The organism is Klebsiella michiganensis (assembly GCF_015139575.1).
Lineage (GTDB): Bacteria > Pseudomonadota > Gammaproteobacteria > Enterobacterales > Enterobacteriaceae > Klebsiella > Klebsiella michiganensis.
Genome location: NZ_AP022547.1, coordinates 152132 through 177379, shown reverse-complemented (window position 1 = coordinate 177379; position 25248 = coordinate 152132). Strand labels below are relative to the sequence as shown.

Below are 25248 nucleotides of genomic sequence, written 5' to 3'. Positions count from 1 at the left end.
CGTAGCCCGGGCAGGCGCTTTGCGCCGCCCCCGGGGGAAGCGTGCAGAATGTTGCAGAACTTTCCCGGAGGTGATGCTGCGCATCTGTCCGGGCTACGCATCCCCGGCGGTCTGCGGTCCCGTAGCCCGGGCAGGCGCTTTGCGCCGCCCTCGGGGGAAGCGTGCAGGATGTTGCAGAATTTTCCCGGGGGCGATGCTGCGCATCTGTCCGGGCTACGCATCCCCGGCGGGAAAAAACCATCAACCCTACGCCGAATTAATATGTTCCTTGCAGTAACGACGCTTCCACGCCGCGGGCGTCAGGCTGGTATGCTTACGAAAAATCTTGCGAAAATAGCCGACATCGTTAAATCCGCATTTCATCGCCACCTCGGTGAGCGACAGGGAATCGCTGATAAGCAGCTTTTCCGCCGCCCTCACCCGCTGACGGTGCAGCGCTTCGGTTAAGGTCAGCCGGAAAACATGGCGATAAATCCGCCCCAGATAATCGGCGTTGCAGTGCAGCTCCTGCGCCAGCGTGGATGCGGAAAGGGGCAAATGAAACCGGGTACGAATGATTTGCTGCGCTCTCCACGCCAGCGCGTTGCCGGGGCTGTCGGCGGGCTGTTCGCCCGCTGCCGCCGAAACTTGCTGCAGAATCAGCAGCAGGATCAGCTCCAGCGCCACGCTACGATGAATATTTTCCTGCTCGCGTAAGAATTGGCGGAACAACGAAATAATATACTGCGGCTCGCTGACGCGCGTGTGCTGCGGAATCGACAGCAGCGCCTCAGGCAGCGAAACGTTTTCACCTGAGGTCACTTCAAAATGCAGCCAGTAGAATTTTAAATCTGCCGGAAATTGCCCGATTCCGACGTGTAAACGCTGCGGCCAGAGCAATAAACTTTCCCCGGCGTTGACGCTAAAAATCTCGTTGTTTTCGCGGATCGTTAATGTTCCTTTTTCCACAAAGATTATTTCCCAGGAGTGAAGCTGACGAGCCGGATGGCTGCCGATGCCTCGGGAAATAAACAATCCACCATTTTGCACCTTAATCGGAAGTGACATGGACAATTCAAGCATAGACATTCAATATTCCGCTTTTAATAGCACCAATAACCCCTGTTATCTTTGATTATTCACGATAAAATAGCCGCCCGCTGGATCGAAATCACATTTTTACCATCAGGTCGGAATCGTCCTCTTTTTATACTTTTTCCTTCCCTTGTTGCCCCCAACATTTAGTGCAGAATAAATAACGTAATTTGCAAATAACACAATTAAAGCCCGCACTTCAGCGGGATATTATTCGCACATCATCTCCGGGAGTTATTTATGACTTCGGCTCCGATTACCACAACTGATTTGGCACAGCGTGCCCAGGACGACAAATTATCCCTTCGGGAAAAAATAGGCTACGGATTGGGCGACGCGGGCGGGACGGTGATTACCTGCCTGATCATGAACTTTTTAACTTTTTTCTATACCGATGTCTTCGGCCTGACGCCCGCGCTGGTCGGGACCCTGTTTCTGGCCCTGCGCGTTTTCGACGCCGTTTCCGACCCGATTATGGGCGTGCTGGCCGACCGTACCCAGAGCCGCTGGGGACGCTTTCGTCCCTGGCAGCTGTGGATTGCCGTGCCGATCGGCGTTATCGGCGTCCTGACGTTTACCGTGCCCGACGCCAGCATGGGGGTAAAAATCGCCTGGGCGTTCGGCACCTATCTGCTGCTGTCAGTGAGCTACACCGCGATAAACGTCCCCTACTGCGCGCTGATCAACACGATGACCACGCGTCATAGCGAGGTTATCTCATGCCAGGCATGGCGCTTTGTCCTGTGCGGCGTGGCGGGATTCTTAGTCTCCGTTGGGCTGCCGTGGATGGTAAAAGCGCTCGGCCAGGGCGATACCGCACAGGGCTATCAGTACGGCGTCGGCGTACTCTGCGCCATCGCGGTGGCGATGTTCCTGTGCTGCTTCTTCTGGGTTCGCGAACGCGTCTCGCTGGATGTCATGGGGAAATTTACCCTGCGCGAGCACATCGCCGGGCTGCGTAAAAACGACCAGCTGCTGCTGATGCTGGTGATGTCATTTCTGCTCATCAACGTCTTCAATATCCGCGGCGGCGGCTACATGTACTTCATCACCTACGTGCTGGGCGGCTCCACCGGCTACACCTCGCTATTCTTCACCATGGTAACCTTCGCCTCGATTGCGGGCTCCGTCATCATCAACCTGCTCTCGCGCCGCTTTGATACCGTCAAACTCTACTACTATACCAACCTGGTGCTGGCCGCGCTGGCCGTGGCGATGTGGTTTTTGCCAACCGGGCAGGCGTACCAGACCCTGTGGCTGGTCGTCATCCTCGGCAACGGCATTATTCTCGGCTTTACCCTGCCGCTGCACTTTTCGCTGATGGCCTTCTCCGACGACTACGGCGAATGGAAAACCGGCGTGCGTTCTTCCGGGATGAACTTCGCCTTTAACCTGTTCTTTATCAAGCTGGCGTGGGCCTCCAGCGCCGGCATTATCAGCCTCGTGTTTATCTACGTGGCCTATCAGCCGGGCGTGGAAAACCAAACGGCATCATCACTGGCGGGTATCGCCTCCATGGAGACCCTGCTGCCCGCCCTGTTCCATCTGCTGCTGGCCTTCACTATTCGCGCCTGCAAGCTCAACAATTCTATGATGGCGCGCATTGCCAGCGACCTGCGCACGCGTCACGTTCAGCCTTAAGGAGTCCGCCATGTCTGTTATGGAAGTCGATCTGCACAAACTGAAAATCAACGACCCGTTCCTCGGCCAGTACCAGCAGCTGGTGCGCGATGTGGTGATCCCTTATCAGTGGGATGCGCTTAACGACCGTATCGAGGAGGCGGACCCGAGCCATGCGATAGAGAACTTCCGCATCGCCGCCGGGCGACAGGAGGGTGAATTCTACGGCATGGTCTTTCAGGACAGCGACGTGGCGAAATGGCTGGAGGCGGTGGCCTGGTCGCTGTGTCAGAAGCCGGACCCCGGGCTGGAAAAAACCGCCGATGAGGTGATTGAACTGGTCGCGGCCGCCCAGTGTGAAGATGGCTATCTGAATACATATTTCACGGTCAAAGCGCCAGAGGAGCGCTGGACCAACCTCGCCGAATGCCACGAACTGTACTGCGCCGGGCACATGATTGAAGCGGGTGTCGCCTTCTTCCAGGCCACCGGCAAACGTCGTCTGCTGGATGTCGTCTGCCGCCTCGCCGACCACATCGATAGCGTGTTTGGCCCCGGAGATAACCAGCTGCACGGCTACCCTGGCCATCCGGAAATCGAGCTGGCGTTAATGCGCCTGTATGACGTCACTCAGGAGCCGCGCTATATCGCCCTGGTTAAGTACTTCGTTGAGGCGCGCGGAACACAGCCGCATTTTTACGATATCGAATATGAGAAGCGCGACAAAACCTCTTACTGGAACACCTACGGTCCGGCGTGGATGGTGATGGATAAACCCTACAGCCAGGCGCATCAGCCGATTTCCGAACAGCCGGTCGCCATCGGCCACGCGGTGCGTTTCGTCTATCTGATGACCGGCGTTGCCCATCTTGCTCGCTTAAGCCAGGACGAGGGCAAGCGCCAGGACTGCCTGCGCCTGTGGAAAAATATGGCCCGGCGTCAGCTGTATATCACCGGCGGCATCGGTTCGCAGAGCAGCGGGGAGGCCTTCAGCAGCGACTATGACCTGCCAAACGACACGGTCTATGCCGAAAGCTGTGCTTCCATTGGCCTGATGATGTTTGCCCGCCGGATGCTGGAGATGGAAGCCGACAGCCAATATGCCGACGTGATGGAGCGCGCGCTGTATAACACCGTGCTGGGTGGAATGGCGCTCGACGGCAAGCACTTCTTCTACGTCAATCCGCTGGAAGTGCATCCAAAATCCTTAAAATTCAACCATATTTACGATCACGTTAAGCCCGTCCGTCAGCGCTGGTTCGGCTGCGCCTGCTGCCCGCCGAATATCGCACGGGTGCTCACCTCGCTGGGGCACTATATCTACACGCCGCACGACGACGCCCTGTACATCAACCTGTATATCGGCAACAGCGTGGAGATCCCGGTGGGCAATGAGGCGCTACGCCTGCGCATCAGCGGCAACTATCCGTGGCAGGAACAGGTGAAGATAGTCATCGATTCATCTTCACCGGTTAATCATACCCTGGCGCTGCGTCTGCCGGACTGGTGCGATAAGCCGCAGGTCACGCTCAACGGCGCGCCGGTTACGCAGGACGTGCGCAAAGGGTATCTGCACATCAGCCATCTCTGGCAGGAGGGCGACACGCTACAGTTAACCCTGCCGATGCCGGTGCGCCGCATTTACGGTAACCCGCTGGTGCGCCACCAAGCAGGCCAGGTCGCCGTCCAGCGCGGTCCGCTGGTTTATTGCCTGGAGCAGGCGGATAACGGCGAGCAATTGCATAACCTGCAGCTGCCGCGCGATGCCCGGTTTAGCACTGTCGAAGGCAAAGGGATTTTTGCCCGCAAGATACTTCTCCAGGCGCCGGGCTATAAGCAAACGGCGGAAGATGCCGAAAACCAGGCCCTATGGCACTATGACCGCGCGCCGTCCTCCCGTCAGCCACAAGTATTAACCTTTATTCCGTGGTTTAGCTGGGCCAACCGCGGCGAAGGCGAGATGCGCATCTGGGTGAACGAGACGGAAGCGTAAGTGTGAACATTCCCCGGTGGCGCTGCGCTTACCGGGGCTACAAGGTTTGTGCGTTATCGTAGCCCGGGTAAGGCGTTCACGCCGCGACCCGGGACAACCTGCTTATGCTAAAGGAACAAGGCCTTATCGCGCAGAATATGATCGTTGCCGCGACGGCGGGTAAAACCGATGCGGTCGAAATATTCGAGGATCTGAATCGCCAGCTTGCGCCCGACGTTCAGCGTATCGCGGAAATCCGCCGCGCAGGTTGAGCCCCTTTCCAGATCCAGATCGCGGATCATTTTGGCAAACGCCACAATCCGATCGTTGCGATAGTAGCGATCTTTCACGATCGAGGTAATCATCCCCTGCTGCGCCGCCTGGCGTAATACCGCCCGCATTAACGACTCTTCTACGTTGGCTTCCCGCGCCAGATCGCGCACCCACCATGGCTCATCGGCAAACAGCCCGGCAACCCGCTGCCAGATGGCCTGCTGCTCGTCGGTAAAGCCCGCTTTATGCTCCGGCAGATGCAGCCAGCCGTGGTGGCTGTGAACAATGCCGCTTTCGCGCATCTGTTCAATCAACAGCAGTACCAGCGCTTCATCTTCCATCGGCAGCGCAATACGCCGCAGGCGTTCGCGGCCCGGTCCTGGCTCATCGCGATGCTGATCGTGATAGCGCGCCAGGGCATCGAGCAGCTTCCGCTGCCAGCGCGCGGCGAGCGGGGCGCTCAGCAGGCTATTTCCCGCCTGCAGATAGTCAGGGCGGTGAATCAGCGCGTTGAGGCCATCGCGGCTGAGCTGACGCGCCCAGGCGAAATCATCGAGGCGCACCGCATCGCGCTGAAGGTGAATATCCAGCGCCTGGACGTCATCGCCCTGCGCGGCGGCCAGCGCGTGCAGCCACTGTAAATACTCCGGCTTACGCTTGCCCCGGCGCGGCGGATTGAGGGTCACCACTCGCGCACCGGCCAGCGTCAGGCGCGCGGAAATATCACGCAGCACCAGACGGTCGTTATCCGCCAGCCGCAGCGGCGTATCGAGAACCAGCTCCGCCAGCGCGCCTTCGAGCAGCGACACGCGGCCGGTAATATGGCTGGCGGCGTGGTGGATATGCAGCGGCTGCCACTGGCTAAGCGGCGTATGGCACTGCAGTTCAACGATGACCCGCTCAGAGGCTTCCGGCGGCGGTACCGCCAGCAGCCAGTCGCCGCGGTTGAGCTCCTCTTTTTGCGCATCGCCGGCAATATTCAGGGCAATGCGCTGGCCGGCCCAGGCCTGCTCAACCGGCTGATTCTGCGCGTGCAAACCGCGCACGCGCATCGGTTTATCCACGCCGGTCAGCCACAGCGTATCGCCAACGTTGACCTCGCCGGATAACGCGGTCCCGGTAACCACCAGCCCCGCGCCTTTGACGGTAAATGCCCGGTCGATGGCCAGGCGAAAGCGCTGATGCTGCGGGCGCGGGCGCGCGGAGAGCTGCAGGAGATGTTCGCGCAGCTCTGCGATGCCCCGTCCTTCCGTCGCCGCGACGGCAAACAGGGTCGCGCCGGTAAAGCCGAACTCCGCCAGCACCGCGTCGATTTCCGCCTCCACCTCCTCAATCCGCGCCGCTTCTACGCGGTCCGCTTTGGTCAGCGCCACGGTTAGCGTTGGCTGCCCGGTAAGCTGGAGGATCGCCAGATGTTCGCGGGTTTGCGCCATCACGCCATCATCGCAGGCCACCACCAGCAGCGCGTGATCGATACCGCCGACGCCGGCCAGCATATTGGACAAAAACTTTTCGTGGCCGGGAACGTCGATAAAACCCAGCACCCGCCCGTCGGGCTGCGGCCAGTAGGCGTAGCCGAGGTCGATAGTCATCCCGCGCGCTTTCTCTTCCGGCAGGCGATCGGCGTTGATACCGGTAATCGCCTGCAGCAGCGTGGTTTTGCCGTGGTCAACGTGTCCGGCGGTGGCAATAATCATCTCAATAACATCTCCATAAACCGGGATTCATCCTCAAGACAGCGCAGGTCCAGCCACAGGCGGCCATCGTAGATCCTGCCAATAACCGGCACGGGCAACTGACGCCAGCGTGCCGCCAGAGCTTCCAGCCGACTGCCGCGCCCATCGCGCGGAGTCAACGTCAACGCCGCGCTGGGCAAGCGGTCCACCGGCAGCGAGCCGCTGCCGATCTGCGACAGGCATGGCTCGACCCGCAGGTCAAAATCAGCATAATGTGCAGCCAGCGCGGCCCGCATGCGCTCGCCCTGCAGGCGGATCTCGTCCGCCTGGCGAGTCAGCAGACGCAGGGTCGGCAGTTCAGCGGCCAGCTTTTCCGGATGCAGATAGAGGCGCAGCGTGGCCTCCAGCGCCGCGAGGGTCATTTTATCCGCCCGCAGGGCGCGCTTAAGCGGATGGCTCTGCAAACGCGCGATCAGCGCTTTTTTACCGACGATAATTCCCGCCTGCGGGCCGCCCAGCAGTTTATCGCCGGAGAAGCTCACCAGGCTGACGCCTGCGGCAATCATCTCCTGCGGCATCGGCTCTTTCGGCAGGCCGTACTGGCTTAAATCCACCAGCGAGCCGCTGCCGAGATCGGCCACCACCGGGATATTGAGTTCGCGGCCAATCTCCGCCAGCGCCGCTTCATCGACCGCTTTAGTAAAGCCCTCAATACTGTAGTTGCTGGTGTGCACCTTCATCAGCAGGCCGGTATTGTCATTCACCGCCTGACGATAATCTTTCGCGTGGGTGCGGTTGGTGGTCCCGACTTCATGCAGAACGCAGCCCGCCTGGCGCATCACGTCGGGAATACGAAACGCGCCGCCGATCTCCACCAGCTCGCCGCGCGACACCACCACCTCACTGCCGCCGGCGGTTGCCGCCAGCATCAGCAGCACCGCCGCCGCGTTATTGTTGACGATACAGGCGTCTTCCGCGCCGGTGATCTGGCAAAGCAAGTCGGCCAGCGCGCGATCGCGGTGGCCGCGTCCGGCATCGTCAAGATCGTATTCCAGCGTCACCGGCGCGCGCATCGCCTGGGTCACCGCCTCTATCGCCGCTTCCGCCTGAATCGCCCGCCCAAGGTTGGTGTGCAGCACGGTACCGGTCAGGTTGAACACCGGGCGCAGCGCGCTCTGCTGTCGCTGCGTCAAACGACGCGAGGTCTCCATTAGCCACGCTTCGCACCAGTCCGGCAGCGCCTGGTTCAGGCGGATGTATTCCCGCGCCTCGTCCAGCATCTGACGCAGCTGCGCCACCGTCTGGGCGTGACCGTATTGCATCAACAGAGGTGAAAATGCGGGGTCGCGGAGTAAACGGTCGATGGCCGGAAGCCGGGTATAAAGCGCACGAATTTCGCTAGTCATGAATGAACCTATTTTCCCCCCTCCCGACGGGAGAGGGAGTCAACAAATGAGCAGCAATTGTAATGCCTCCGCGCAAAAACTGTTACCTGTCTGGGTCAACTCACCGGCGGTTCAGTGCGCGCAAAGCTGGCGCGCTGAAAGAGGGAATCCACCAGGCGAACCAGCTTCGGTCGGGTGGCGCACCAGCCCGGCGCGACGCGGCGGAAATTGAGATAAGCAATGGCGCAGGCTGCGGAAATGGTTGCCAGATTGACCTCATCAGGACGTAATGTCCCGTCACTGGCATACCCTTCCAGCGCATCAAGCCCGCGCGCAATTTTTTCACGCTGGCGCAGCAGTTCGCTTTCCGACTGCTGGGCCGCCGGGCGCGTTTTCTCCCGTACCAGCGTTTGCGCAGCCTCCATCACGCCATCAGCCAGCGCTTCAATTTGACGCAATTTCAGCGCAGCCTTCGGCGCCGCAGGCAGCATATCCGGCGCGATGCCGAGCAGCTCCAGATATTGCGCAATAATGGGCGAGTCGTACCAGCATTCACCGTCGTCGGTGAGCAGCGCGGGGACTTTTCCCAGCGGATTGTACTGCTCCACGCCGTTGGTCTCGTGGTAAGGGAATTCGTTGACGAACTCGAAGGGAATCGCTTTTTCCAGCAGTATGACGGAAATTTTGCGCACAAAGGGACTGGTGTAGCTGCCGATCAGTTTCATTGCCTGCTCCTTTCGCCAACAAAGTAGTAAGTATGGCGCAGGCGCAGGCAAATAGCAGAGAGAGAAATCACCTCATGCCGGACCGACCCCGCTAATGGTCCAGATAGAGATAGTGCATCCAGCTGGTCATCCGCAGCAGCACCTTGCGCATCACCGAAACGTGGGTGAAATGATCGGAGTAGACCGCCACCTGGGCGTAAATGCCGTCAGGCAGGGCGTCTACGGCGGCATCGGGCTCCAGCTCAATGGTCGCCAGCACGCCGTCGGTGCCCGGCGTCACCGTCAGCGCCTGCAGCGTGCCCTGCGCCTGGTATGTTCCCCCCGGCACGACTGGCAGGATGCTCACCAGCTTGCCGCGAAAGACCTGTCCCGGCAGCGCGTTGAACACCGCTTCAGCATCGTCGCCCTTCTCCAGCCTGAGCAGCGAATTTTGCCGGAACTGCGCCACAATCAGCCGTTTTTGCTGGGGGATAAAGACCATCACCGGACGCAGCGGCAGCGAGGCGGCATAGGTCCCAGGACGAATTAACACCTGGGTGATATACCCGTCGCTGGGCGCGCGTACGGTCGTCTGCTCGAGGTTATATTTCGCCTCCGCCAGCTGCGCGCGCAGGCTTACCACCTGCGACTGTTCGCCGTTTATCATGCTGTCCAACTGGCTCTGAATTTGCGCCTGCTCCGCCACCGATCCTTTCACCATCGCATCCTGGGCGAGGTAGTTTTGCCGGGCATTATCGATATCGCTTTCCGAAAACGGATTGACCCGCGCCTGGCTTCCTTTCAGGTAGCGCTGATAATCCTTATACAGACGGTCGCGCTCCGCCGAAACGCGCGTGGTGTTGGCCTGAGCCTCAGAAAGCTGGGCTTTAAGGGTATTGATACTGTGCAGCGCGGTAACAAGGTCGGCCTGTAGCCGGTCCACCCGCGCCTGATAACGCACCGGATCGATGGTAAACAGCACCTCGCCCTTTTTAACCCGTTGATTTGCTTTATCCGTGACGCTGCTGACCACCCCGGTAACCTGCGGCGTAATAGGAATAGAAATAACCGCTTTTTGCGCGGTAAAGGTATACGGATGGTTGTAGTTCATTAATAAGATAAGCGCGCTAACAATAAATACGCCGCCCAGCGCCGCGGTGGGAACCGTCCATTTATTTACCGGGATCTTAAATATTTTAAATATCGACCAGGCAATCGCCACATAGGTCAAAATAATCAGCAGATCCATGAGTTATTTCTCCACCGAAGGAGGTTGAGCTGACGGTCTGAGACCGGTTATTTGCTGCTCGAGCGCGATAACCCGCTGGCGCAGTTCGCTGATGTCGTCCCCCTCTTCCGCCGCCTCAGACGGCGTCTCGTCCCGCCGATGCTGCATACCCCAGCCGCGTTCTGGCCGGTAAAGCGTGGCCCAAATCCATAAAAACGGCCAAATGACGTGCAGCGTAAAAAGGCTCACCCAGCCCGCGACGTGAATCGCATCGGCATGCGGGTGATTACGTTTCTTCGCGATCAGGTAAGGAATATCATGGAGAATGATGATTCCATAAAAAATCACCAGAAATACAAAGATCAGAACGCCGAGCGCAAAATAATTGAGAAACATAATTTCCTCGGATTTACGCTAATTATTTTCAGGATGTGTGCCGGGCCGGATCAAAAAAGGGCCGACAAAATGAGCATAATTCACCCGTATCATTTTCGCCATTGACGACTAAAATGTTCTTTAAGCAATTGCGTTGCTGAGTGACGTATCAGCAAGCGGAACGCGGCATAACCTGCGCGAGATCACACCGGGCTAAATCCTGGTGAAAATATTTTGTGACGAACATCACAAACAAATAACAAAACGTCAAAGTAAATTTGTGATTTTCATCACATAAAAATGCATTATCCCCCCTTAAAACCCGGTCTGTTGTTTTTTTACACATCCATTTTGTGATGGAGATCACTACAAAAGACCATCATCGCCCTATATTCATGTGATCTAAATCACATAAAAATCCACCGACTGGACAGCTTAACGATTCAGTGCCAGATTTCGCACTATCACTCAGGGCCCGGCTACCTCTGCCGCCTTATTAACAACAAGCCTCGGGCTTTCAGCCTGCCGATAGCAAAAACAGAAGAAGGGGTGTTTTATGTCATCCGATATCAAGATCAAAGTGCAAAGCTTTGGTCGTTTCCTCAGCAATATGGTGATGCCAAATATCGGCGCGTTTATCGCGTGGGGTATTATCACCGCACTATTCATTCCGACAGGATGGTTACCGAACGAAACGCTGGCGAAGCTGGTCGGTCCGATGATCACCTATCTGCTGCCGCTGCTGATCGGTTATACCGGCGGTAAGCTGGTTGGCGGCGAGCGCGGCGGCGTGGTCGGCGCGATTACCACCATGGGCGTTATCGTCGGCGCGGATATGCCGATGTTCCTCGGCTCCATGATCGCCGGTCCGCTGGGCGGCTGGGCAATTAAAAAATTCGACGTCTGGGTAGACGGTAAGATCAAATCCGGTTTTGAGATGCTGGTGAATAACTTCTCCGCGGGCATCATCGGTATGATCCTCGCCATTCTGGCGTTCCTCGGCATTGGCCCGGCGGTTGAAGTCCTGTCGAAAATTCTGGCCGCAGGCGTTAACTTCATGGTGGCGCACGAGATGCTGCCGCTGGCCTCTATCTTTGTTGAACCGGCGAAAATCCTGTTCCTCAACAACGCCATTAACCACGGCATTTTCTCGCCGCTGGGTATTCAGCAATCCCACGAGCTGGGCAAATCCATCTTCTTCCTGATTGAAGCTAACCCGGGTCCGGGGATGGGCGTCCTGCTGGCGTATATGTTCTTCGGCCGCGGCAGCGCGAAACAGTCTGCAGGCGGTGCGGCAATCATCCACTTCCTCGGCGGTATTCACGAGATTTACTTCCCGTACGTGCTGATGAACCCGCGTCTGATTCTGGCCGTTATCCTCGGTGGGATGACCGGCGTATTCACCCTGACTATCCTCAACGGCGGGCTGGTCTCTCCGGCCTCTCCGGGTTCTATCCTCGCCGTGCTGGCGATGACGCCGAAAGGCGCTTACTTTGCTAACATCGCGGCGATTATTGCGGCGATGGCCGTCTCCTTCGTGGTCGCAGCCGTGCTGCTGAAAACCAGCAAAGTTAAAGAAGAAGATGATATCGAAGCCGCGACCCGTCGCATGCAGGATATGAAAGCGCAGTCCAAAGGCGGCGCCACGCCGCTGGCCGCTGGCGATGTCGCGAACGACCTGAGCCACGTGCGTAAAATCATCGTCGCCTGCGACGCCGGTATGGGCTCCAGCGCGATGGGCGCAGGCGTGCTGCGTAAAAAAGTGCAGGATGCCGGGCTGAGCAACATCTCCGTGACTAACAGTGCGATCAACAACCTGCCGCCGGATGTTGACCTGGTCATCACCCACCGCGACCTGACCGAGCGTGCGATGCGTCAGGTGCCGCAGGCGCAGCATATTTCGCTGACCAACTTCCTCGACAGCGGCCTGTACACCAGCCTGACCGAACGTCTGGTTTCGGCGCAGCGCCACACGGATAACGAAGAGAAAGTCCGCGACAGCCTGAAAGACAGCTTCGACGCGTCTGACACCAATCTGTTCAAACTCGGCGCGGAAAACATCTTCCTCGGTCGTAAAGCGGCGACCAAAGAAGAAGCGATTCTGTTTGCCGGCGAGCAGCTGGTGAAAGGCGGCTACGTTGAGCCGGAATACGTCCAGGCGATGCTGGACCGTGAAAAGCTGACCTCCACCTATCTGGGTGAGTCCATCGCGGTCCCGCACGGCACTATCGAAGCCAAAGATCGCGTTCTGAAAACCGGCATCGTCTTCTGCCAGTACCCGGAAGGCGTACGCTTCGGCGAAGAAGAGGACGAGGTGGCTCGCCTGGTTATCGGTATTGCCGCGCGTAATAACGAGCATATCCAGGTGATTACCAGCCTGACCAACGCGCTGGACGATGAATCGGTCATTGAGCGTCTGGCAAAAACCACCAGCGTTGAAGAAGTTCTGACGCTGCTGAAAGCGTAATCCGTCACCCGGCGGTGCGCCGGGCAACGCCCCCCTCTCTCCTTACGCGTGGGGAGAGAGGGTTGGGGTGAGGGAAACGCCTGACCCCAGCCCTCTCAGGTAAAAACATTAATTGAAGGTTAATACTATGAAAGCATTACATTTTGGCGCAGGTAATATCGGTCGTGGCTTTATCGGCAAACTGCTGGCGGACGCGGGGATACAGCTGACGTTTGCGGATGTAAATCAGGTCGTGCTCGATGCCCTGAATGCCCGTCATAGCTACCAGGTTCACGTGGTCGGCGAGAATGAGCAGGTCGATACCGTTTCCGGCGTTGACGCCGTCAGCAGCATCGGCGACGAAGTTGTAGAGCTGATTGCCAGCGTGGATCTGGTGACCACCGCCGTCGGCCCGGTCGTGCTGGAACGCATCGCCCCGGCGATTGCCAAAGGCCTGGCCAAACGTAAGGCGCAGGGGATTACCGCCCCGCTGAATATCATCGCCTGCGAGAACATGGTCCGCGGCACCACCCAGCTGAAGGGTCACGTTTTTAACGCCCTCGCCGAAGAAGACAAAGCCTGGGTTGAAGCCAACGTCGGCTTCGTTGATTCCGCCGTTGACCGCATCGTTCCGCCGTCGGCTTCCGCCACTCACGATCCGCTGGAAGTCACCGTGGAAACCTTCAGCGAGTGGATTGTCGATAAGACCCAGTTCAAAGGCGAACTGCCGAACATCCCAGGTATGGAATTAACCGATAACCTGATGGCATTTGTCGAACGTAAGCTATTCACCTTAAACACCGGACATGCTATAACCGCCTACCTCGGAAAACTGGCGGGTCATCAGACGATTCGCGACGCGATTCTTGATGAGCACATTCGCGCCGTGGTCAAAGGCGCCATGGAAGAGAGCGGCGCGGTGCTGATCAAACGCTATGCCTTTGATGCGCAAAAGCACGCCGCTTACATCCAGAAAATTATCGGTCGTTTTGAGAACCCGTATCTGAAGGATGACGTTGAGCGCGTTGGCCGCCAGCCGCTGCGCAAACTGAGCGCGGGCGACCGCTTAATTAAGCCGCTGCTCGGTACGCTGGAATACGGCCTGCCGCACCGCAATCTGGTGAAAGGGATCGCCGCTGCCATGCACTTCCGCAGCGAAGAAGACCCGCAGGCGCAGGAACTGGCGGCGCTGATTGCCGAGAAAGGCCCCCAGGCCGCGCTGGCGCAGATTTCGGGTCTGGACGCAGCAAGCGAAGTGGTGGCGGAAGCCGTTAACGACTATAACGCCACCAAATGAGGCAAGACCTGGCGCGGTCAGAACCGCGCCCATTACTCATGTCAGATATGCAGGCAATAATGGAAGAAACACAGGCATTTGAAAACCGTGTGCTTGAACGTCTGAATGCTGGCAAAACCGTAAGAAGCTTCCTGATCGCCACCGTTGAACTGCTGACGGAAGCGGTCAATATTCTGGTGCTTCAGGTATTCCGTAAAGACGACTACGCGGTGAAATACGCAGTGGAGCCGTTGCTGGACGGCGACGGGCCGCTTGGCGACCTTTCTGTACGCCTGAAGCTGATTTACGGCCTTGGGGTGATTAGCCGCGCCGAATATGAAGACGCTGAACTGCTGATGGCCCTGCGCGAAGAGCTGAATCACGACGGTAATGAGTATAGCTTTACCGACGATGAGATCCTCGGACCGTTCGGCGAGCTGCACTGCGTCGCCGCCCTGCCGCCCACGCCGCAATTTGATGAGAGCGATGCTGAACTGCTGGCAATGCAAAAGCTGCGCTACCAGCAGGTCGTACGTTCCACAATGATGCTATCTCTGACCGAGCTGATTTCTAAAATCAGCTTAAAAAAAGCCTTTCAAAAATCAACGCTCTGATTCTGGCTCTTGCTGGTCGCACGTCGGCCGATAAAGCTGACGATAATACTCAAGACGCCGCAGAAATAGCGCTTCTTTATCTGCCGGGATATCCGGCGGTATATGCTGCAAACGCGGAGATTTTTTTAGATATTCCATAAAAGCCTGACTTGAAGCCATAAAATCTACGGCTTTATCAATAATGCGCGGTACGCTGTCGCCTATTTTCGCCATCACGCTCTCCTCTTTTGGGGGAATGATCCTATTAAGGATTAGCCAAAAACAGGGTTTCAGATGAGGAAAACGTGCTGAATGGCCGTCAGGCTTCACAGAAATGAATATTCGCCAACTCTGGGTTAAAATGATTTTTATGTTCAATAAGTTATAATATGCCGCTGCGGTTGTTATGAGCAAAAAACGGCGACGTTTTGATAAATAACTACCCACAACCCAAGCGACAGCACATACTATAGTCTGATAACGCCCCTTTCTTAATAGATTAAGCCACCATGAAAGAAGTCGAAAAAAACGAAATTAAACGTCTGAGCGATCGTCTTGACGCTATCCATCATCAGCAGGCCGACCTGTCCCTGGTCGACGCCGCAGAAAAATACGCCGAGCTGGAAAAAGAGAAAGCCACCATTGAGACGGAACTCGTTCGCCTGCGTGAGGTTCAGGGCCAGAAGCTGAGCAAAGAAGCGCAAAAGCTGATGAGCATGCCGCATCGCCGCGCCATCACCAAAAAAGAGCAGGCCGATATGGGTAAGCTCAAGAAAAGCGTACGCGGTCTGGTTGTTGTCCACCCGATGACCGCGCTGGGCCGCGAAATGGGCCTCAAAGAGATGACCGGCTTCTCAAAAACCGCGTTCTGATATCTTCATCCCGTGAATCTCCCGGCTCGCGCTACGCTTAGCCGGGCTACGGGTTCACAGCCCTCTGCGAGAGGGTAGCCCGGACAGATGCGCAGCATCGCCTCCGGGACAGGCTCTGTTTCAAACGTCATTCCCCACTAATTGGCCCTACCAATGTTTTCTTAAATCGTCCAATGGTTCACATATCCATCATTTTTCGTCACAGACATATTGCTCATCAATAACATTTGATTAACCATTCGTTGTCGTTAATCCTACAATCGCAATTTGGCTGGGCCAATTTTACAAATGATGTGACCTGCTAAGAGCGCAAGACTCAGCACGGCATCATAACGGCCCGATGGAGACCTGCATGAACCTCTGGCAACAAAATTACGATCCGGCCGGCAACATCTGGCTATCGAGTCTTATCGCATCGCTACCGATTCTGTTTTTCTTTTTTGCCCTGATAAAGCTCAAGCTGAAAGGGTACGTTGCCGCGACCTGGACCGTGCTCATTGCGCTCTCCGTCGCCCTGCTGTTCTACAAAATGCCGGTTGACCACGCGCTGGCCTCCGTCATCTACGGCTTCTTCTACGGCCTGTGGCCAATCGCGTGGATTATTATCGCCGCGGTCTTCGTCTATAAAATCTCGGTGAAAACCGGGCAGTTCGACATTATCCGCTCATCGATTTTGTCGATCACCCCGGACCAGCGTCTGCAAATGCTGATTGTCGGTTTCTCCTTCGGCGCGTTCCTCGAAGGGGCCGCCGGTTTTGGCGCGCCGGTCGCCATCACCGCAGCGCTGCTGGTGGGGCTCGGCTTTAACCCGCTGTATGCGGCGGGCCTGTGTCTGATCGTTAACACCGCGCCGGTCGCGTTTGGCGCGATGGGCATTCCGATTCTGGTCGCCGGACAGGTGACGGGCCTCGACAGCTTCGAAATCGGCCAGATGGTTGGCCGTCAGCTGCCGTTCCTGACCATCATCGTCCTGTTCTGGATCATGGCGATTATGGACGGCTGGCGCGGCATTAAAGAGACCTGGCCTGCGGTCATGGTCGCCGGCGGCTCCTTTGCTATCGCTCAGTACCTCAGCTCTAACTTCCTCGGCCCGGAGCTGCCGGACATTATCTCTTCGCTGGTATCGCTGGTCTGTCTGACGCTGTTCCTCAAACGCTGGCAGCCGGTACGCATCTTCCGCTTCGGCGATATGGGCGCATCGCAGGTCGATATGAACCTGGCCCGCACGCATTACACGCCGGGACAGGTGATTCGCGCCTGGTCGCCGTTCCTGTTTCTGACCGCGACGGTGACCCTGTGGAGCGTGCCGCCGTTCAAAGCGCTCTTCGCCCCCGGCGGCGCGATGTACGATTTTGTGATTAATATTTCCGTGCCGTTCCTCGACAAAATGGTGGCCCGCATGCCGCCGGTGGTTAGCGAAGCCACGCCGTACGCCGCGGTCTATAAGTTTGACTGGCTCTCCGCCACCGGCACCGCCATCCTGTTCGCCGCGCTGCTTTCCATCGTCTGGCTGCGCATGAAGCCAAAAGACGCGATCTCGACCTTTGGCAGCACGCTGAAAGAGCTGGCGCTGCCGATTTACTCCATCGGCATGGTGCTGGCGTTCGCCTTTATTTCCAACTATTCCGGTCTATCCTCAACGCTTGCGCTTGCGCTTGCGCACACCGGTCATGCGTTTACCTTCTTCTCGCCGTTCCTCGGCTGGCTGGGGGTATTTCTGACCGGTTCGGATACCTCGTCTAACGCGCTCTTTGCCGCGCTGCAGGCCACGGCGGCCCAGCAGATTGGCGTCTCCGATATCCTGCTGGTCGCAGCGAACACCACCGGCGGCGTGACCGGGAAAATGATCTCTCCGCAGTCTATCGCCATCGCCTGTGCGGCGGTCGGTCTGGTAGGTAAGGAGTCCGATCTGTTCCGTTTTACCGTCAAACACAGCCTGATTTTCACCTGTATGGTCGGCGTTATCACCACGCTGCAGGCGTATGTCTTAACCTGGATGATCCCGTGATAGTGATGCCAAAACGCCTTGCCGACGATGTCGCCCGTCGCGTGCGGGCGCTGATTGAAGAACAAAAGCTGGAGGCGGGCATGCGATTGCCCGCCGAACGTCAGCTGGCGGCGCAGCTGGGCGTATCGCGCAATTCGCTGCGCGAAGCGCTGGCGATGCTGGTCAACGAAGGGGTGCTGCTCAGCCGTCGCGGCGGCGGCACCTTCGTGCGCTGGCAGCACGAAGCGTGGTCGGAGCAAAACATCGTTCAACCGCTGAAGACGCTGCTCTCCGACGACCCCGATTACAGCTTTGATATTCTCGAAGCCCGTCACGCCATCGAAGCCAGTACCGCCTGGCATGCGGCGATGCGGGCAACCGATGCCGAAAAAGAGAAAATCCGCCTCTGCTTTGAAGCCACCCAAAGCGAAGACCCTGACCTGGCCTCGCAGGCCGATGTCCGCTTCCATCTGGCGATCGCCGAAGCGTCGCAAAACGTGGTGCTGCTACAAACCATGCGCGGTTTTTTTGACCTTTTACAGTCCTCAGTCAAGGAGAGCCGCCAGCGGATGTATCTCGTCCCGCCGGTCTTCGCTCGCCTGACCGAACAGCACCAGGCGGTCATGGAGGCGATTATCGCCGGTGACCCGGAAGGTGCCAGACAGGCGATGATGGCCCATTTGGGCTTTGTTCACGCCACCATCAAACGCTTTGATGAAGACCAGGCCCGCCAGGCGCGAATTACCCGCCTGCCCGGTGACCATAACGACAATTCCAGGGAGAACTTGTGATGATTATTTCCGCCGCCAGCGACTACCGCGCCGCCGCACAGCGTATCCTGCCACCGTTCCTGTTCCACTATATCGACGGCGGCGCTTACGCCGAGCACACCCTGCGCCGCAACGTTGAGGACCTGTCCGACGTCGCGCTCCGCCAGCGCATTCTGCGCAATATGTCGGACCTGAGCCTGGAAACCACCTTATTCAACGAGAAGCTGGCGATGCCAACGGCGCTGGCGCCGGTTGGGCTGTGCGGGATGTACGCCCGCCGCGGTGAAGTGCAGGCCGCCGGCGCGGCGGATGAAAAAGGTATTCCGTTTACCCTCTCTACCGTTTCCGTCTGCCCGATTGAAGAGGTCGCCCCGACCATTAAGCGCCCGATGTGGTTCCAGCTGTACGTCCTGCGCGACCGCGGTTTTATGCGCAATGCGCTGGAGCGGGCGAAGGCGGCGGGCTGTTCAACGCTGGTCTTTACCGTCGATATGCCGACCCCCGGCGCGCGCTATCGCGATGCTCACTCCGGGATGAGCGGCCCGAACGCGGCAATGCGCCGCTACTGGCAGGCGGTGACCCATCCGCAGTGGGCATGGGACGTCGGGTTAAACGGCCGTCCGCACGATTTGGGCAACATCTCCGCCTACCTCGGCAAGCCGACCGGTCTGGAGGATTATATCGGCTGGCTGGCGAATAACTTCGATCCTTCGATTTCCTGGAAAGACCTTGAGTGGATCCGCGACTTTTGGGACGGCCCGATGGTGATCAAGGGGATCCTCGATCCGGAAGACGCCCGCGATGCGGTGCGCTTCGGCGCTGACGGGATCGTGGTTTCCAACCACGGCGGCCGCCAGCTCGACGGCGTGCTCTCTTCCGCTCGCGCTCTGCCCGCGATTGCCGACGCGGTTAAAGGCGATATCACAATTCTTGCCGACAGCGGTATTCGCAACGGCCTTGATGTGGTGCGGATGATTGCCCTCGGCGCCGATAGCGTGCTGCTGGGCCGGGCTTATCTGTATGCGCTGGCCACCCACGGCAAACAGGGCGTCGCCAATCTGCTGAACCTGATAGAGAAAGAGATGAAGGTGGCGATGACGCTGACCGGCGCGAAAACCATCGGCGAAATCAGCCGTGAATCTTTAGTCCAGAACGCCGATGCGCTGCGGACCTTTGATGCGATCAAAGCAGGAAACGCGGCGGTTATCCCTGACCCTCTCCCACAGGGAGAGGGAACCGTCCGGCAGGCGGGTTAACGTCCTCATCAGGCCATCCGGCTCACAGGCCGGCGCCGGTTTTCTCCCGCCCCCTTTTCGGGAGAGGGGCGGGATGAGGGTTAACCAAATATCTGCTATTCTGCCCCCCGCAATTAAGGGGGCAGCATGCTTAACATCGTCTTATTCGAACCAGAAATCCCGCCAAATACCGGGAATATCATCCGCCTGTGCGCCAACACCGGCTTCAATCTGCATATTATCGAACCCATGGGTTTTGCCTGGGACGATAAGCGTCTTCGCCGCGCAGGTCTGGATTACCACGAGTTTGCCGCCGTCCAGCGCCATGGTGATTACGCCGCCTTTATTGAAAGCGCAAAGCCGCAGCGCCTGTTCGCCCTGACGACCAAAGGCACGCCGGCGCACAGCGCGGTAAGCTATCAGGACGGCGATTTTCTGCTGTTTGGCCCGGAAACCCGCGGACTGCCGGGCAGCATTCTTGATGCTCTGCCGGCAGAACAAAAAATCCGTATTCCGATGATGCCGGACAGCCGCAGCATGAACCTGTCAAATGCGGTGTCGGTGGTGGTCTATGAAGCCTGGCGCCAGCTGGGCTATCCCGGCGCGGTGCTGCGCAGCTGAGCTCGCTTTCTCCCGGAGGCGGCGCGTAGCGCCTGTCCGGGCTACCAGACAGCGCTCGGTTTTGTAGCCCGGACAGATGCGCAGCATCGCCTCCGGGAAATCAATCAAATACCGTCGCCGTACTCGAAGGTATGGTGTATGCCGTTAAAGTGCTGATCCATATCCATCGCGGGCTTATCGCTCTCCGGCTTGCCCACAATGCGGGCGGGAACGCCTGCGGCGGTAGTATGCGGCGGCACCGGCTGTAGCACCACCGAACCCGCGCCGATTTTTGCCCCGCGCCCGACTTCGATATTGCCGAGGATTTTCGCCCCGGCGCCAATCATCACCCCTTCGCGAATTTTCGGATGACGATCGCCGCTGGTTTTACCGGTACCGCCCAGGGTCACGGATTGCAGAATCGATACGTCGTCTTCAATCACCGCCGTTTCGCCGACGACGATGCCGGTGGCGTGGTCCAGCATGATCCCGCGGCCAATCTTCGCCGCCGGGTGGATATCCACCTGGAACGATACGGAAACCTGATTTTGCAGGAAGATCGCCAGCGCCCGACGCCCCTGATTCCACAGCCAGTGGCCGATACGATAGGCCTGCAGCGCGTGGAATCCTTTCAGATAGAGCAGCGGGGTGGAGTATTTATCCACCGCCGGGTCGCGCGTTCGCACCGCCTGAATATCGCAGGCGGCGGAGGCAATCATTTCCGGGTCGGCGGCGTAGGCCTCTTCCACCACTTCACGAATCGCGATGGCGGGCATGATCGGAGAAGCCAGTTTATTCGCCAGCATATAGCTCAGGGCGCTGCCGAGATTTTCGTGCTTGAGTAGCGTGGCGTGGTAAAAACTGGCGAGCATTGGCTCACAGTCAGCTAAAGCCCGAGCTTCGGCTTTAATATTATTCCAGACGATATCCAGTTCTTCACACGGCATTGCTGACTCCAGACGATATAATAATGACCGGCCAGTTCTTTGCTGGCCGGGTCATTCAGGTGATCCAGGTTCCATCGCAGTTAGTTGCTACGCTCGTCCTTGCGTGCACGACCTAATAAGGTCAATGCTGCCTCGCGCGCAATTTTTCCGCAATACAATACCTGATAAATTTCCTCGGTTATTGGCATTTCGACGCCTAAACGCTGCGCCAGAACGCGAACCTCTTTGGTATTGCGATAGCCTTCAACCACCTGGCCAATCTTCTCCTGCGCGCTTTGCACATCCATGCCCTGACCGAGCATCATGCCGAAGCGGCGGTTACGCGACTGGTTATCGGTGCAGGTGAGCACCAGATCGCCTAAGCCCGCCATTCCCATAAAGGTCTCCGGATCGGCGCCCAGGGCCTCCCCGAGGCGCGACATCTCAACCAGCCCGCGGGTAATCAGCGCGGTACGCGCGTTGGCGCCAAAGCCGATGCCGTCAGACATGCCGGCGCCGATAGCGATGACGTTTTTCACCGCCCCGCCGAGCTGCACGCCGATAAAGTCCGGGTTGATATAGACGCGGAAGCTCTTGCCGCAGTGCAGCAGGCTTTGCAAATCGTCAGCGAACTGCGGATCCGTCGACGCCAGCGAGATCGCCGTCGGCAGGCCTGCCGCCAGCTCTTTCGCGAAGGTCGGGCCGGAAATCACCGCCAGGGGGATCGCGTCGCCCAGCGCTTCACGGGCCACGTCCTGCAGCAGGCGCCCGGTTTCCGCTTCCAGACCTTTCGTCGCCCATACCAGGCGAGCGTCGGGGCGCATCAGCGGTTTAATCTGCCGCAGCACCTGGCCGAAAACGTGGCTCGGCACGACGACGAGGATATCGCGGCTGGCCGCCAGCGCGGTCGCCAGATCGCTTTCCAGATGCAGCGTGTCGGGGAAAGGAACGTCAGGAAGAAATGCGGCGTTGCAGCGGTCGTGCTGCAGCGTCGCAATATGTTTCGGGTCATGGCCCCACAGCACAACGTGGTGGCCATTTCTTGCCAGGGTGATGGCAAGAGCGGTGCCGTAAGAGCCGGCACCGATCACAGTCATTGCAGCGTTAAGCGCGTTCATCAGGCATCCTGATGTTGTTCAGCACCTTCGCCAGCCTGCTGCTGCAGATAGTTCATAAACAGCGCATCGAAGTTCACTGGCGCAAGGTTCAGTTGCGGGAAGGTGCCGCGAGAAACCAGGCTGGTGATGCACTCACGCGCGTACGGGAACAGAATGTTCGGGCAGTATGCGCCGAGGCAGTGCGCCATCTGGGTGCCGTCGATGCCTTCGATGGAGAAAATACCGCCCTGCTGTACTTCGCACAGGAATGCGGTTTCTTCGCCCAGAGAGGCGGTTACGGTCACGCGCAGCACCACTTCATACACGCCTTCAGCCAGCTGGCTGGAAGCGGTATCCAGATCAAGTTTAACTTCCGGCTGCCAATCTTTCTGGAAAACTTGCGGCGCGTTCGGCGCTTCAAAAGAAATATCTTTGGTGTAGATGCGCTGAATCTGGAAAGTCATTTCGGTGCTATTTTGTTCTGACATAGTAAAACCCTTTCGTGTTGTCCTTAAGTACGCCCGTCCAATGGGGATGAGCGCAAAAATTAGCGCAGGAGGGGATCGAGTCCACCACGTGAATCAAGCGCGTACAAGTCGTCACAGCCGCCAATGTGCTGCGCATCAATAAAAATCTGCGGAACCGTCGTTCGACCGCTGCGCTGAATCATCTCTTCACGCTTCGCAGCATCGCCATCGATAGGCAACTCGTTGAACGTCACGCCCTTGCTGTTCAGCAGCGCTTTTGCACGTACGCAGAACGGGCAGGTCGCTTTGGTATAGATATCAATATTGGCCATGACTTCACTCCTGTTTTTACCCCCGAGAGTTTTACGCCGCAGGCGTTGTTTTCCCGCTGACGAATAGCCGCCGCAGGGAAAACCGCGCTACGCCATAAAGACGCGGGTAAATTATTTACCGCGTACCAGCGGAAGGTTCTCGCCGCTCCAGCCAGCGATGCCTTCTTTCAGTACGAAGACCTTTTCAAAACCGGCTTTGTTCAGCGCGCTGGCGGGTTCTTGCGCCTGCATACCTGAGCCGTCTACCACTATAATGGGTTGTGCTTTGTGCTTTTCCAACTCGCCGACGTTATTTGCTTTGATATCGCTCGGCAGCAGGTTAATAGAACCCGCAATGTGGCCTTTACGGAAATCGTCACGCTGACGCAGATCGACAACCACGGCATCTTCTTTGTTGATCAGGCGCGTCGCTTCACCGCGGGTGATGACTTTAACTTTCGACATCAGCCCTTTAAAGGTGGTGAACAGCACCGCCACCAGCAGCGCGACCCACGCGATGCTCAGGACGGGGTGACGGCTGATGAATTGCATAATTTCTTGCATGGGGGGTTACAACTCCCGACTAAGTGATAAAAAAACCAGGGAAGGAGTATACCTGTGCATTGCGGCAAATACAGCCAGTGAGCGCGATGTAATGTATTTTCTGCGGCCCGTCACGAAAAAAAACCGCTCTCGCCGCGGCAATGCGCTCTGGCCGCCCTCTTTCTTTGATCTTTTACGGTGATTTGATCGATTCAGCTGTAGTAAAATTACGCAAATTTTCTGTCTTTGAGCATGAGGTTGTCGCAATGTCGGTTTCTAAAAAACCTATGGTACTGGTCATTCTGGATGGCTATGGCTACCGTGAAGACCAGCAGGATAACGCTATTTACAGCGCCAAAACCCCTGTTATGGACGCACTGTGGGCGAAACGTCCGCATACCCTGATTGATGCTTCAGGCCTGGAAGTCGGTCTGCCGGATCGTCAAATGGGCAACTCCGAAGTGGGCCACGTCAACCTCGGCGCGGGCCGTATCGTGTATCAGGATCTCACCCGCCTGGACGTTGAAATCAAAGAACGTACCTTCTTCGCCAACCCGGTACTGACCGGTGCGGTCGATAAAGCCGTTGCCGCAGGCAAAGCCGTGCATATCATGGGCCTGATGTCTCCGGGCGGCGTCCACAGCCACGAAGACCACATCATGGCGATGGTTGAGCTGGCAGCCGAACGCGGCGCGGATAAAATCTATCTGCACGCCTTCCTCGACGGCCGCGATACTCCGCCGCGCAGCGCTGAAAAGACGCTGGCGAAATTCGAAGACAAATTTGCCGCGCTGGGCAAAGGCCGCGTTGCCTCGATCGTTGGCCGCTACTACGCCATGGACCGCGACAACCGTTGGGACCGCGTTGAGCAGGCTTACGATCTGATGACCCTGGCAAAAGGCGAGTTCCAGGCCGATACCGCCGTTGCGGGCCTGCAGGCCGCTTATGCGCGCGATGAAAACGATGAGTTCGTGAAAGCGACCGTTATTCGCGCTGAAGGCCAGGCCGATGCGGCGATGGAAGACGGCGATACGCTGATTTTCATGAACTTCCGCGCCGACCGCGCGCGCGAAATTACCCGCGCCTTCGTTAACGCCGATTTCGACGGCTTCGCCCGTAAGAAAGTGGTGAACCTCGATTTCGTCATGCTAACCGAGTACGCCGCGGACATCAAAGTCGCCTGCGCTTATCCGCCGGCATCTCTGGTGAACACCTTCGGCGAATGGATGGCGAAGAACGACAAAACCCAGCTGCGCATCTCCGAAACTGAAAAATACGCTCACGTAACCTTCTTCTTCAACGGCGGCGTTGAAGAGCCGTTCAAAGGCGAAGAGCGCATTCTGATCAATTCACCGAAGGTCGCCACCTACGATCTGCAGCCGGAAATGAGCTCCGCTGAGCTGACCGAAAAACTGGTTGCCGCCATCAAGGGCGGTCAGTTCGACACCATCATCTGTAACTACCCGAATGGCGATATGGTTGGCCACACCGGCGTAATGGAAGCCGCCGTTAAAGCGGTCGAAGCGCTGGATGACTGCATCGACCAGGTGAGCAAAGCCGTTGAATCCGTTGGCGGACAGCTGCTGATCACCGCAGACCACGGCAACGCCGAGCAGATGCGCGATCCGGCCACCGGCCAGGCGCACACCGCGCACACCAACCTGCCGGTTCCGCTGATTTACGTTGGCGATAAAAACGTCAAAGCGGTCAACGGCGGCAAACTTTCCGACATCGCGCCGACCATGCTGACGCTGATGGGAATGGAAATCCCGCAAGAGATGACTGGCAAGCCGCTGTTCATCGTGGAATAATCCTTCC

23 protein-coding genes are annotated in these 25248 nt (G+C 57.8%); 11 read left to right on the top strand and 12 right to left on the bottom strand.

Features of this window, described 5'->3' with window-relative positions:
• Nucleotides 1-246: 246 nt before the first annotated feature.
• Nucleotides 247-1062 carry a helix-turn-helix domain-containing protein gene (locus JLG71_RS00855; protein WP_032751988.1) on the bottom strand — a complete coding sequence of 272 codons (816 nt, stop codon included), beginning with the start codon at nucleotides 1060-1062 and terminating at the stop codon, nucleotides 247-249.
• Nucleotides 1063-1314: 252 nt separating this feature from the next.
• On the opposite strand from JLG71_RS00855, the gene JLG71_RS00850 reads away from it, so the two are divergent.
• Together JLG71_RS00850 and JLG71_RS00845 are read left to right on the top strand one after the other, a co-directional pair.
• Nucleotides 1315-2715, top strand: coding sequence for an MFS transporter (locus JLG71_RS00850; RefSeq protein WP_038422937.1), 1401 nt, complete (start codon nucleotides 1315-1317; stop codon nucleotides 2713-2715).
• 10 nt (nucleotides 2716-2725) lie between these two features.
• Nucleotides 2726-4687 carry a glycoside hydrolase family 127 protein gene (locus JLG71_RS00845; protein ID WP_048262721.1) on the top strand — a complete coding sequence of 654 codons (1962 nt, stop codon included), beginning with the start codon at nucleotides 2726-2728 and terminating at the stop codon, nucleotides 4685-4687.
• Between the two features lie 107 nt (nucleotides 4688-4794).
• On the opposite strand, the gene selB is transcribed toward JLG71_RS00845, so the two are convergent.
• The 5 genes from selB to JLG71_RS00820 all read right to left on the bottom strand — a co-directional run bounded on the left by selB (nucleotide 4795) and on the right by JLG71_RS00820 (nucleotide 10328).
• Nucleotides 4795-6636: a selenocysteine-specific translation elongation factor gene (gene selB / locus JLG71_RS00840; RefSeq protein WP_200913937.1), complete on the bottom strand. Its 1842-nt coding sequence runs from the start codon at nucleotides 6634-6636 to the stop codon at nucleotides 4795-4797.
• Nucleotides 6633-8021, bottom strand: coding sequence for an L-seryl-tRNA(Sec) selenium transferase (gene selA / locus JLG71_RS00835; RefSeq protein ID WP_038423854.1), 1389 nt, complete (start codon nucleotides 8019-8021; stop codon nucleotides 6633-6635). The genes selB and selA overlap by 4 nt, the downstream gene beginning before the upstream one ends.
• A gap of 95 nt (nucleotides 8022-8116) precedes the next feature.
• On the bottom strand, nucleotides 8117-8725 hold the full coding sequence (locus JLG71_RS00830) for a glutathione S-transferase (RefSeq protein ID WP_148842212.1): 609 nt from the start codon (nucleotides 8723-8725) through the stop codon (nucleotides 8117-8119).
• Nucleotides 8726-8816: 91 nt separating this feature from the next.
• Entirely contained in the window at nucleotides 8817-9953 is a 1137-nt protein-coding gene (locus JLG71_RS00825; RefSeq protein ID WP_032692969.1) for an HlyD family secretion protein, read from the bottom strand.
• A 3-nt stretch (nucleotides 9954-9956) separates the two neighbouring features.
• A complete protein-coding gene (locus JLG71_RS00820; RefSeq protein ID WP_004855444.1) occupies nucleotides 9957-10328 on the bottom strand; it encodes a DUF3302 domain-containing protein in 372 nt (123 codons plus the stop codon).
• Nucleotides 10329-10863: 535 nt separating this feature from the next.
• On the opposite strand from JLG71_RS00820, the gene mtlA reads away from it, so the two are divergent.
• From mtlA to mtlR, 3 genes are all read left to right on the top strand, one after another.
• Entirely contained in the window at nucleotides 10864-12774 is a 1911-nt protein-coding gene (mtlA, locus tag JLG71_RS00815) for a PTS mannitol transporter subunit IICBA (RefSeq protein WP_004855446.1), read from the top strand.
• Between the two features lie 127 nt (nucleotides 12775-12901).
• The gene (mtlD, locus tag JLG71_RS00810) at nucleotides 12902-14050 is read left to right on the top strand and encodes a mannitol-1-phosphate 5-dehydrogenase (RefSeq protein ID WP_032751687.1); all 1149 of its coding nucleotides are present in this window, start codon (nucleotides 12902-12904) and stop codon (nucleotides 14048-14050) included.
• The gene (gene mtlR / locus JLG71_RS00805; RefSeq protein WP_014227228.1) at nucleotides 14047-14643 is read left to right on the top strand and encodes a mannitol operon repressor MtlR; all 597 of its coding nucleotides are present in this window, start codon (nucleotides 14047-14049) and stop codon (nucleotides 14641-14643) included. Before mtlD ends, mtlR begins: the two co-directional genes overlap by 4 nt.
• Here mtlR and JLG71_RS00800 read toward each other — a convergent pair.
• Nucleotides 14632-14856 (bottom strand): hypothetical protein, encoded by a 225-nt coding sequence (locus tag JLG71_RS00800; protein ID WP_004855451.1) that lies wholly within the window; start codon nucleotides 14854-14856, stop codon nucleotides 14632-14634. The two genes, mtlR and JLG71_RS00800, sit on opposite strands and share 12 nt — an antisense overlap.
• 275 nt (nucleotides 14857-15131) lie before the next feature.
• On the opposite strand from JLG71_RS00800, the gene JLG71_RS00795 reads away from it, so the two are divergent.
• The 5 genes from JLG71_RS00795 (at nucleotide 15132) to trmL (ending at nucleotide 20107) form a co-directional block, all read left to right on the top strand.
• Entirely contained in the window at nucleotides 15132-15494 is a 363-nt protein-coding gene (locus tag JLG71_RS00795) for a YibL family ribosome-associated protein (protein WP_014227229.1), read from the top strand.
• A 352-nt stretch (nucleotides 15495-15846) separates the two neighbouring features.
• Complete coding sequence (gene lldP / locus JLG71_RS00790) at nucleotides 15847-17502, top strand: L-lactate permease (RefSeq protein ID WP_014227230.1); 1656 nt, start codon at nucleotides 15847-15849, stop codon at nucleotides 17500-17502.
• Nucleotides 17499-18272 carry a transcriptional regulator LldR gene (lldR, locus tag JLG71_RS00785; RefSeq protein ID WP_046876795.1) on the top strand — a complete coding sequence of 258 codons (774 nt, stop codon included), beginning with the start codon at nucleotides 17499-17501 and terminating at the stop codon, nucleotides 18270-18272. The genes lldP and lldR overlap by 4 nt, the downstream gene beginning before the upstream one ends.
• Nucleotides 18272-19507 carry an FMN-dependent L-lactate dehydrogenase LldD gene (gene lldD / locus JLG71_RS00780; RefSeq protein WP_025106767.1) on the top strand — a complete coding sequence of 412 codons (1236 nt, stop codon included), beginning with the start codon at nucleotides 18272-18274 and terminating at the stop codon, nucleotides 19505-19507. Before lldR ends, lldD begins: the two co-directional genes overlap by 1 nt.
• A 126-nt stretch (nucleotides 19508-19633) precedes the next feature.
• Nucleotides 19634-20107: a tRNA (uridine(34)/cytosine(34)/5-carboxymethylaminomethyluridine(34)-2'-O)-methyltransferase TrmL gene (gene trmL / locus JLG71_RS00775; RefSeq protein ID WP_014227233.1), complete on the top strand. Its 474-nt coding sequence runs from the start codon at nucleotides 19634-19636 to the stop codon at nucleotides 20105-20107.
• 104 nt (nucleotides 20108-20211) lie between these two features.
• Here trmL and cysE read toward each other — a convergent pair whose 3' ends face one another.
• From cysE to JLG71_RS00750, 5 genes are all read right to left on the bottom strand, one after another.
• The gene (cysE, locus tag JLG71_RS00770; protein WP_004106845.1) at nucleotides 20212-21033 is read right to left on the bottom strand and encodes a serine O-acetyltransferase; all 822 of its coding nucleotides are present in this window, start codon (nucleotides 21031-21033) and stop codon (nucleotides 20212-20214) included.
• 80 nt (nucleotides 21034-21113) lie between these two features.
• On the bottom strand, nucleotides 21114-22130 hold the full coding sequence (gene gpsA, locus JLG71_RS00765; RefSeq protein WP_004855462.1) for an NAD(P)H-dependent glycerol-3-phosphate dehydrogenase: 1017 nt from the start codon (nucleotides 22128-22130) through the stop codon (nucleotides 21114-21116).
• Nucleotides 22130-22597, bottom strand: coding sequence for a protein-export chaperone SecB (gene secB / locus JLG71_RS00760; RefSeq protein WP_004106849.1), 468 nt, complete (start codon nucleotides 22595-22597; stop codon nucleotides 22130-22132). Before secB ends, gpsA begins: the two co-directional genes overlap by 1 nt.
• A 59-nt stretch (nucleotides 22598-22656) precedes the next feature.
• A complete protein-coding gene (gene grxC / locus JLG71_RS00755) occupies nucleotides 22657-22908 on the bottom strand; it encodes a glutaredoxin 3 (protein WP_004106850.1) in 252 nt (83 codons plus the stop codon).
• A gap of 111 nt (nucleotides 22909-23019) precedes the next feature.
• Complete coding sequence (locus JLG71_RS00750; protein ID WP_004126582.1) at nucleotides 23020-23451, bottom strand: rhodanese-like domain-containing protein; 432 nt, start codon at nucleotides 23449-23451, stop codon at nucleotides 23020-23022.
• Nucleotides 23452-23696: 245 nt separating this feature from the next.
• Here JLG71_RS00750 and gpmM point away from each other — a divergent pair, with 245 nt between their 5' ends.
• Nucleotides 23697-25241 carry a 2,3-bisphosphoglycerate-independent phosphoglycerate mutase gene (gene gpmM / locus JLG71_RS00745; RefSeq protein WP_200913936.1) on the top strand — a complete coding sequence of 515 codons (1545 nt, stop codon included), beginning with the start codon at nucleotides 23697-23699 and terminating at the stop codon, nucleotides 25239-25241.
• The last annotated feature ends 7 nt before the right edge of the window (nucleotides 25242-25248 follow it).

What these genes read in the sequence shown, in the direction of transcription:
- JLG71_RS00855 (WP_032751988.1), bottom strand. Translation starts at nt 1,062, where the DNA reads ATGCTTGAATTGTCCATGTCACTTCCGATTAAGGTGCAAAATGGTGGA.
- JLG71_RS00850 (WP_038422937.1), top strand. Translation starts at nt 1,315, where the DNA reads ATGACTTCGGCTCCGATTACCACAACTGATTTGGCACAGCGTGCCCAG.
- JLG71_RS00845 (WP_048262721.1), top strand. Translation starts at nt 2,726, where the DNA reads ATGTCTGTTATGGAAGTCGATCTGCACAAACTGAAAATCAACGACCCG.
- selB (WP_200913937.1), bottom strand. Translation starts at nt 6,636, where the DNA reads ATGATTATTGCCACCGCCGGACACGTTGACCACGGCAAAACCACGCTG.
- selA (WP_038423854.1), bottom strand. Translation starts at nt 8,021, where the DNA reads ATGACTAGCGAAATTCGTGCGCTTTATACCCGGCTTCCGGCCATCGAC.
- JLG71_RS00830 (WP_148842212.1), bottom strand. Translation starts at nt 8,725, where the DNA reads ATGAAACTGATCGGCAGCTACACCAGTCCCTTTGTGCGCAAAATTTCC.
- JLG71_RS00825 (WP_032692969.1), bottom strand. Translation starts at nt 9,953, where the DNA reads ATGGATCTGCTGATTATTTTGACCTATGTGGCGATTGCCTGGTCGATA.
- JLG71_RS00820 (WP_004855444.1), bottom strand. Translation starts at nt 10,328, where the DNA reads ATGTTTCTCAATTATTTTGCGCTCGGCGTTCTGATCTTTGTATTTCTG.
- mtlA (WP_004855446.1), top strand. Translation starts at nt 10,864, where the DNA reads ATGTCATCCGATATCAAGATCAAAGTGCAAAGCTTTGGTCGTTTCCTC.
- mtlD (WP_032751687.1), top strand. Translation starts at nt 12,902, where the DNA reads ATGAAAGCATTACATTTTGGCGCAGGTAATATCGGTCGTGGCTTTATC.
- mtlR (WP_014227228.1), top strand. Translation starts at nt 14,047, where the DNA reads ATGAGGCAAGACCTGGCGCGGTCAGAACCGCGCCCATTACTCATGTCA.
- JLG71_RS00800 (WP_004855451.1), bottom strand. Translation starts at nt 14,856, where the DNA reads ATGGCGAAAATAGGCGACAGCGTACCGCGCATTATTGATAAAGCCGTA.
- JLG71_RS00795 (WP_014227229.1), top strand. Translation starts at nt 15,132, where the DNA reads ATGAAAGAAGTCGAAAAAAACGAAATTAAACGTCTGAGCGATCGTCTT.
- lldP (WP_014227230.1), top strand. Translation starts at nt 15,847, where the DNA reads ATGAACCTCTGGCAACAAAATTACGATCCGGCCGGCAACATCTGGCTA.
- lldD (WP_025106767.1), top strand. Translation starts at nt 18,272, where the DNA reads ATGATTATTTCCGCCGCCAGCGACTACCGCGCCGCCGCACAGCGTATC.
- trmL (WP_014227233.1), top strand. Translation starts at nt 19,634, where the DNA reads ATGCTTAACATCGTCTTATTCGAACCAGAAATCCCGCCAAATACCGGG.
- cysE (WP_004106845.1), bottom strand. Translation starts at nt 21,033, where the DNA reads ATGCCGTGTGAAGAACTGGATATCGTCTGGAATAATATTAAAGCCGAA.
- gpsA (WP_004855462.1), bottom strand. Translation starts at nt 22,130, where the DNA reads ATGAACGCGCTTAACGCTGCAATGACTGTGATCGGTGCCGGCTCTTAC.
- secB (WP_004106849.1), bottom strand. Translation starts at nt 22,597, where the DNA reads ATGTCAGAACAAAATAGCACCGAAATGACTTTCCAGATTCAGCGCATC.
- grxC (WP_004106850.1), bottom strand. Translation starts at nt 22,908, where the DNA reads ATGGCCAATATTGATATCTATACCAAAGCGACCTGCCCGTTCTGCGTA.
- JLG71_RS00750 (WP_004126582.1), bottom strand. Translation starts at nt 23,451, where the DNA reads ATGCAAGAAATTATGCAATTCATCAGCCGTCACCCCGTCCTGAGCATC.
- gpmM (WP_200913936.1), top strand. Translation starts at nt 23,697, where the DNA reads ATGTCGGTTTCTAAAAAACCTATGGTACTGGTCATTCTGGATGGCTAT.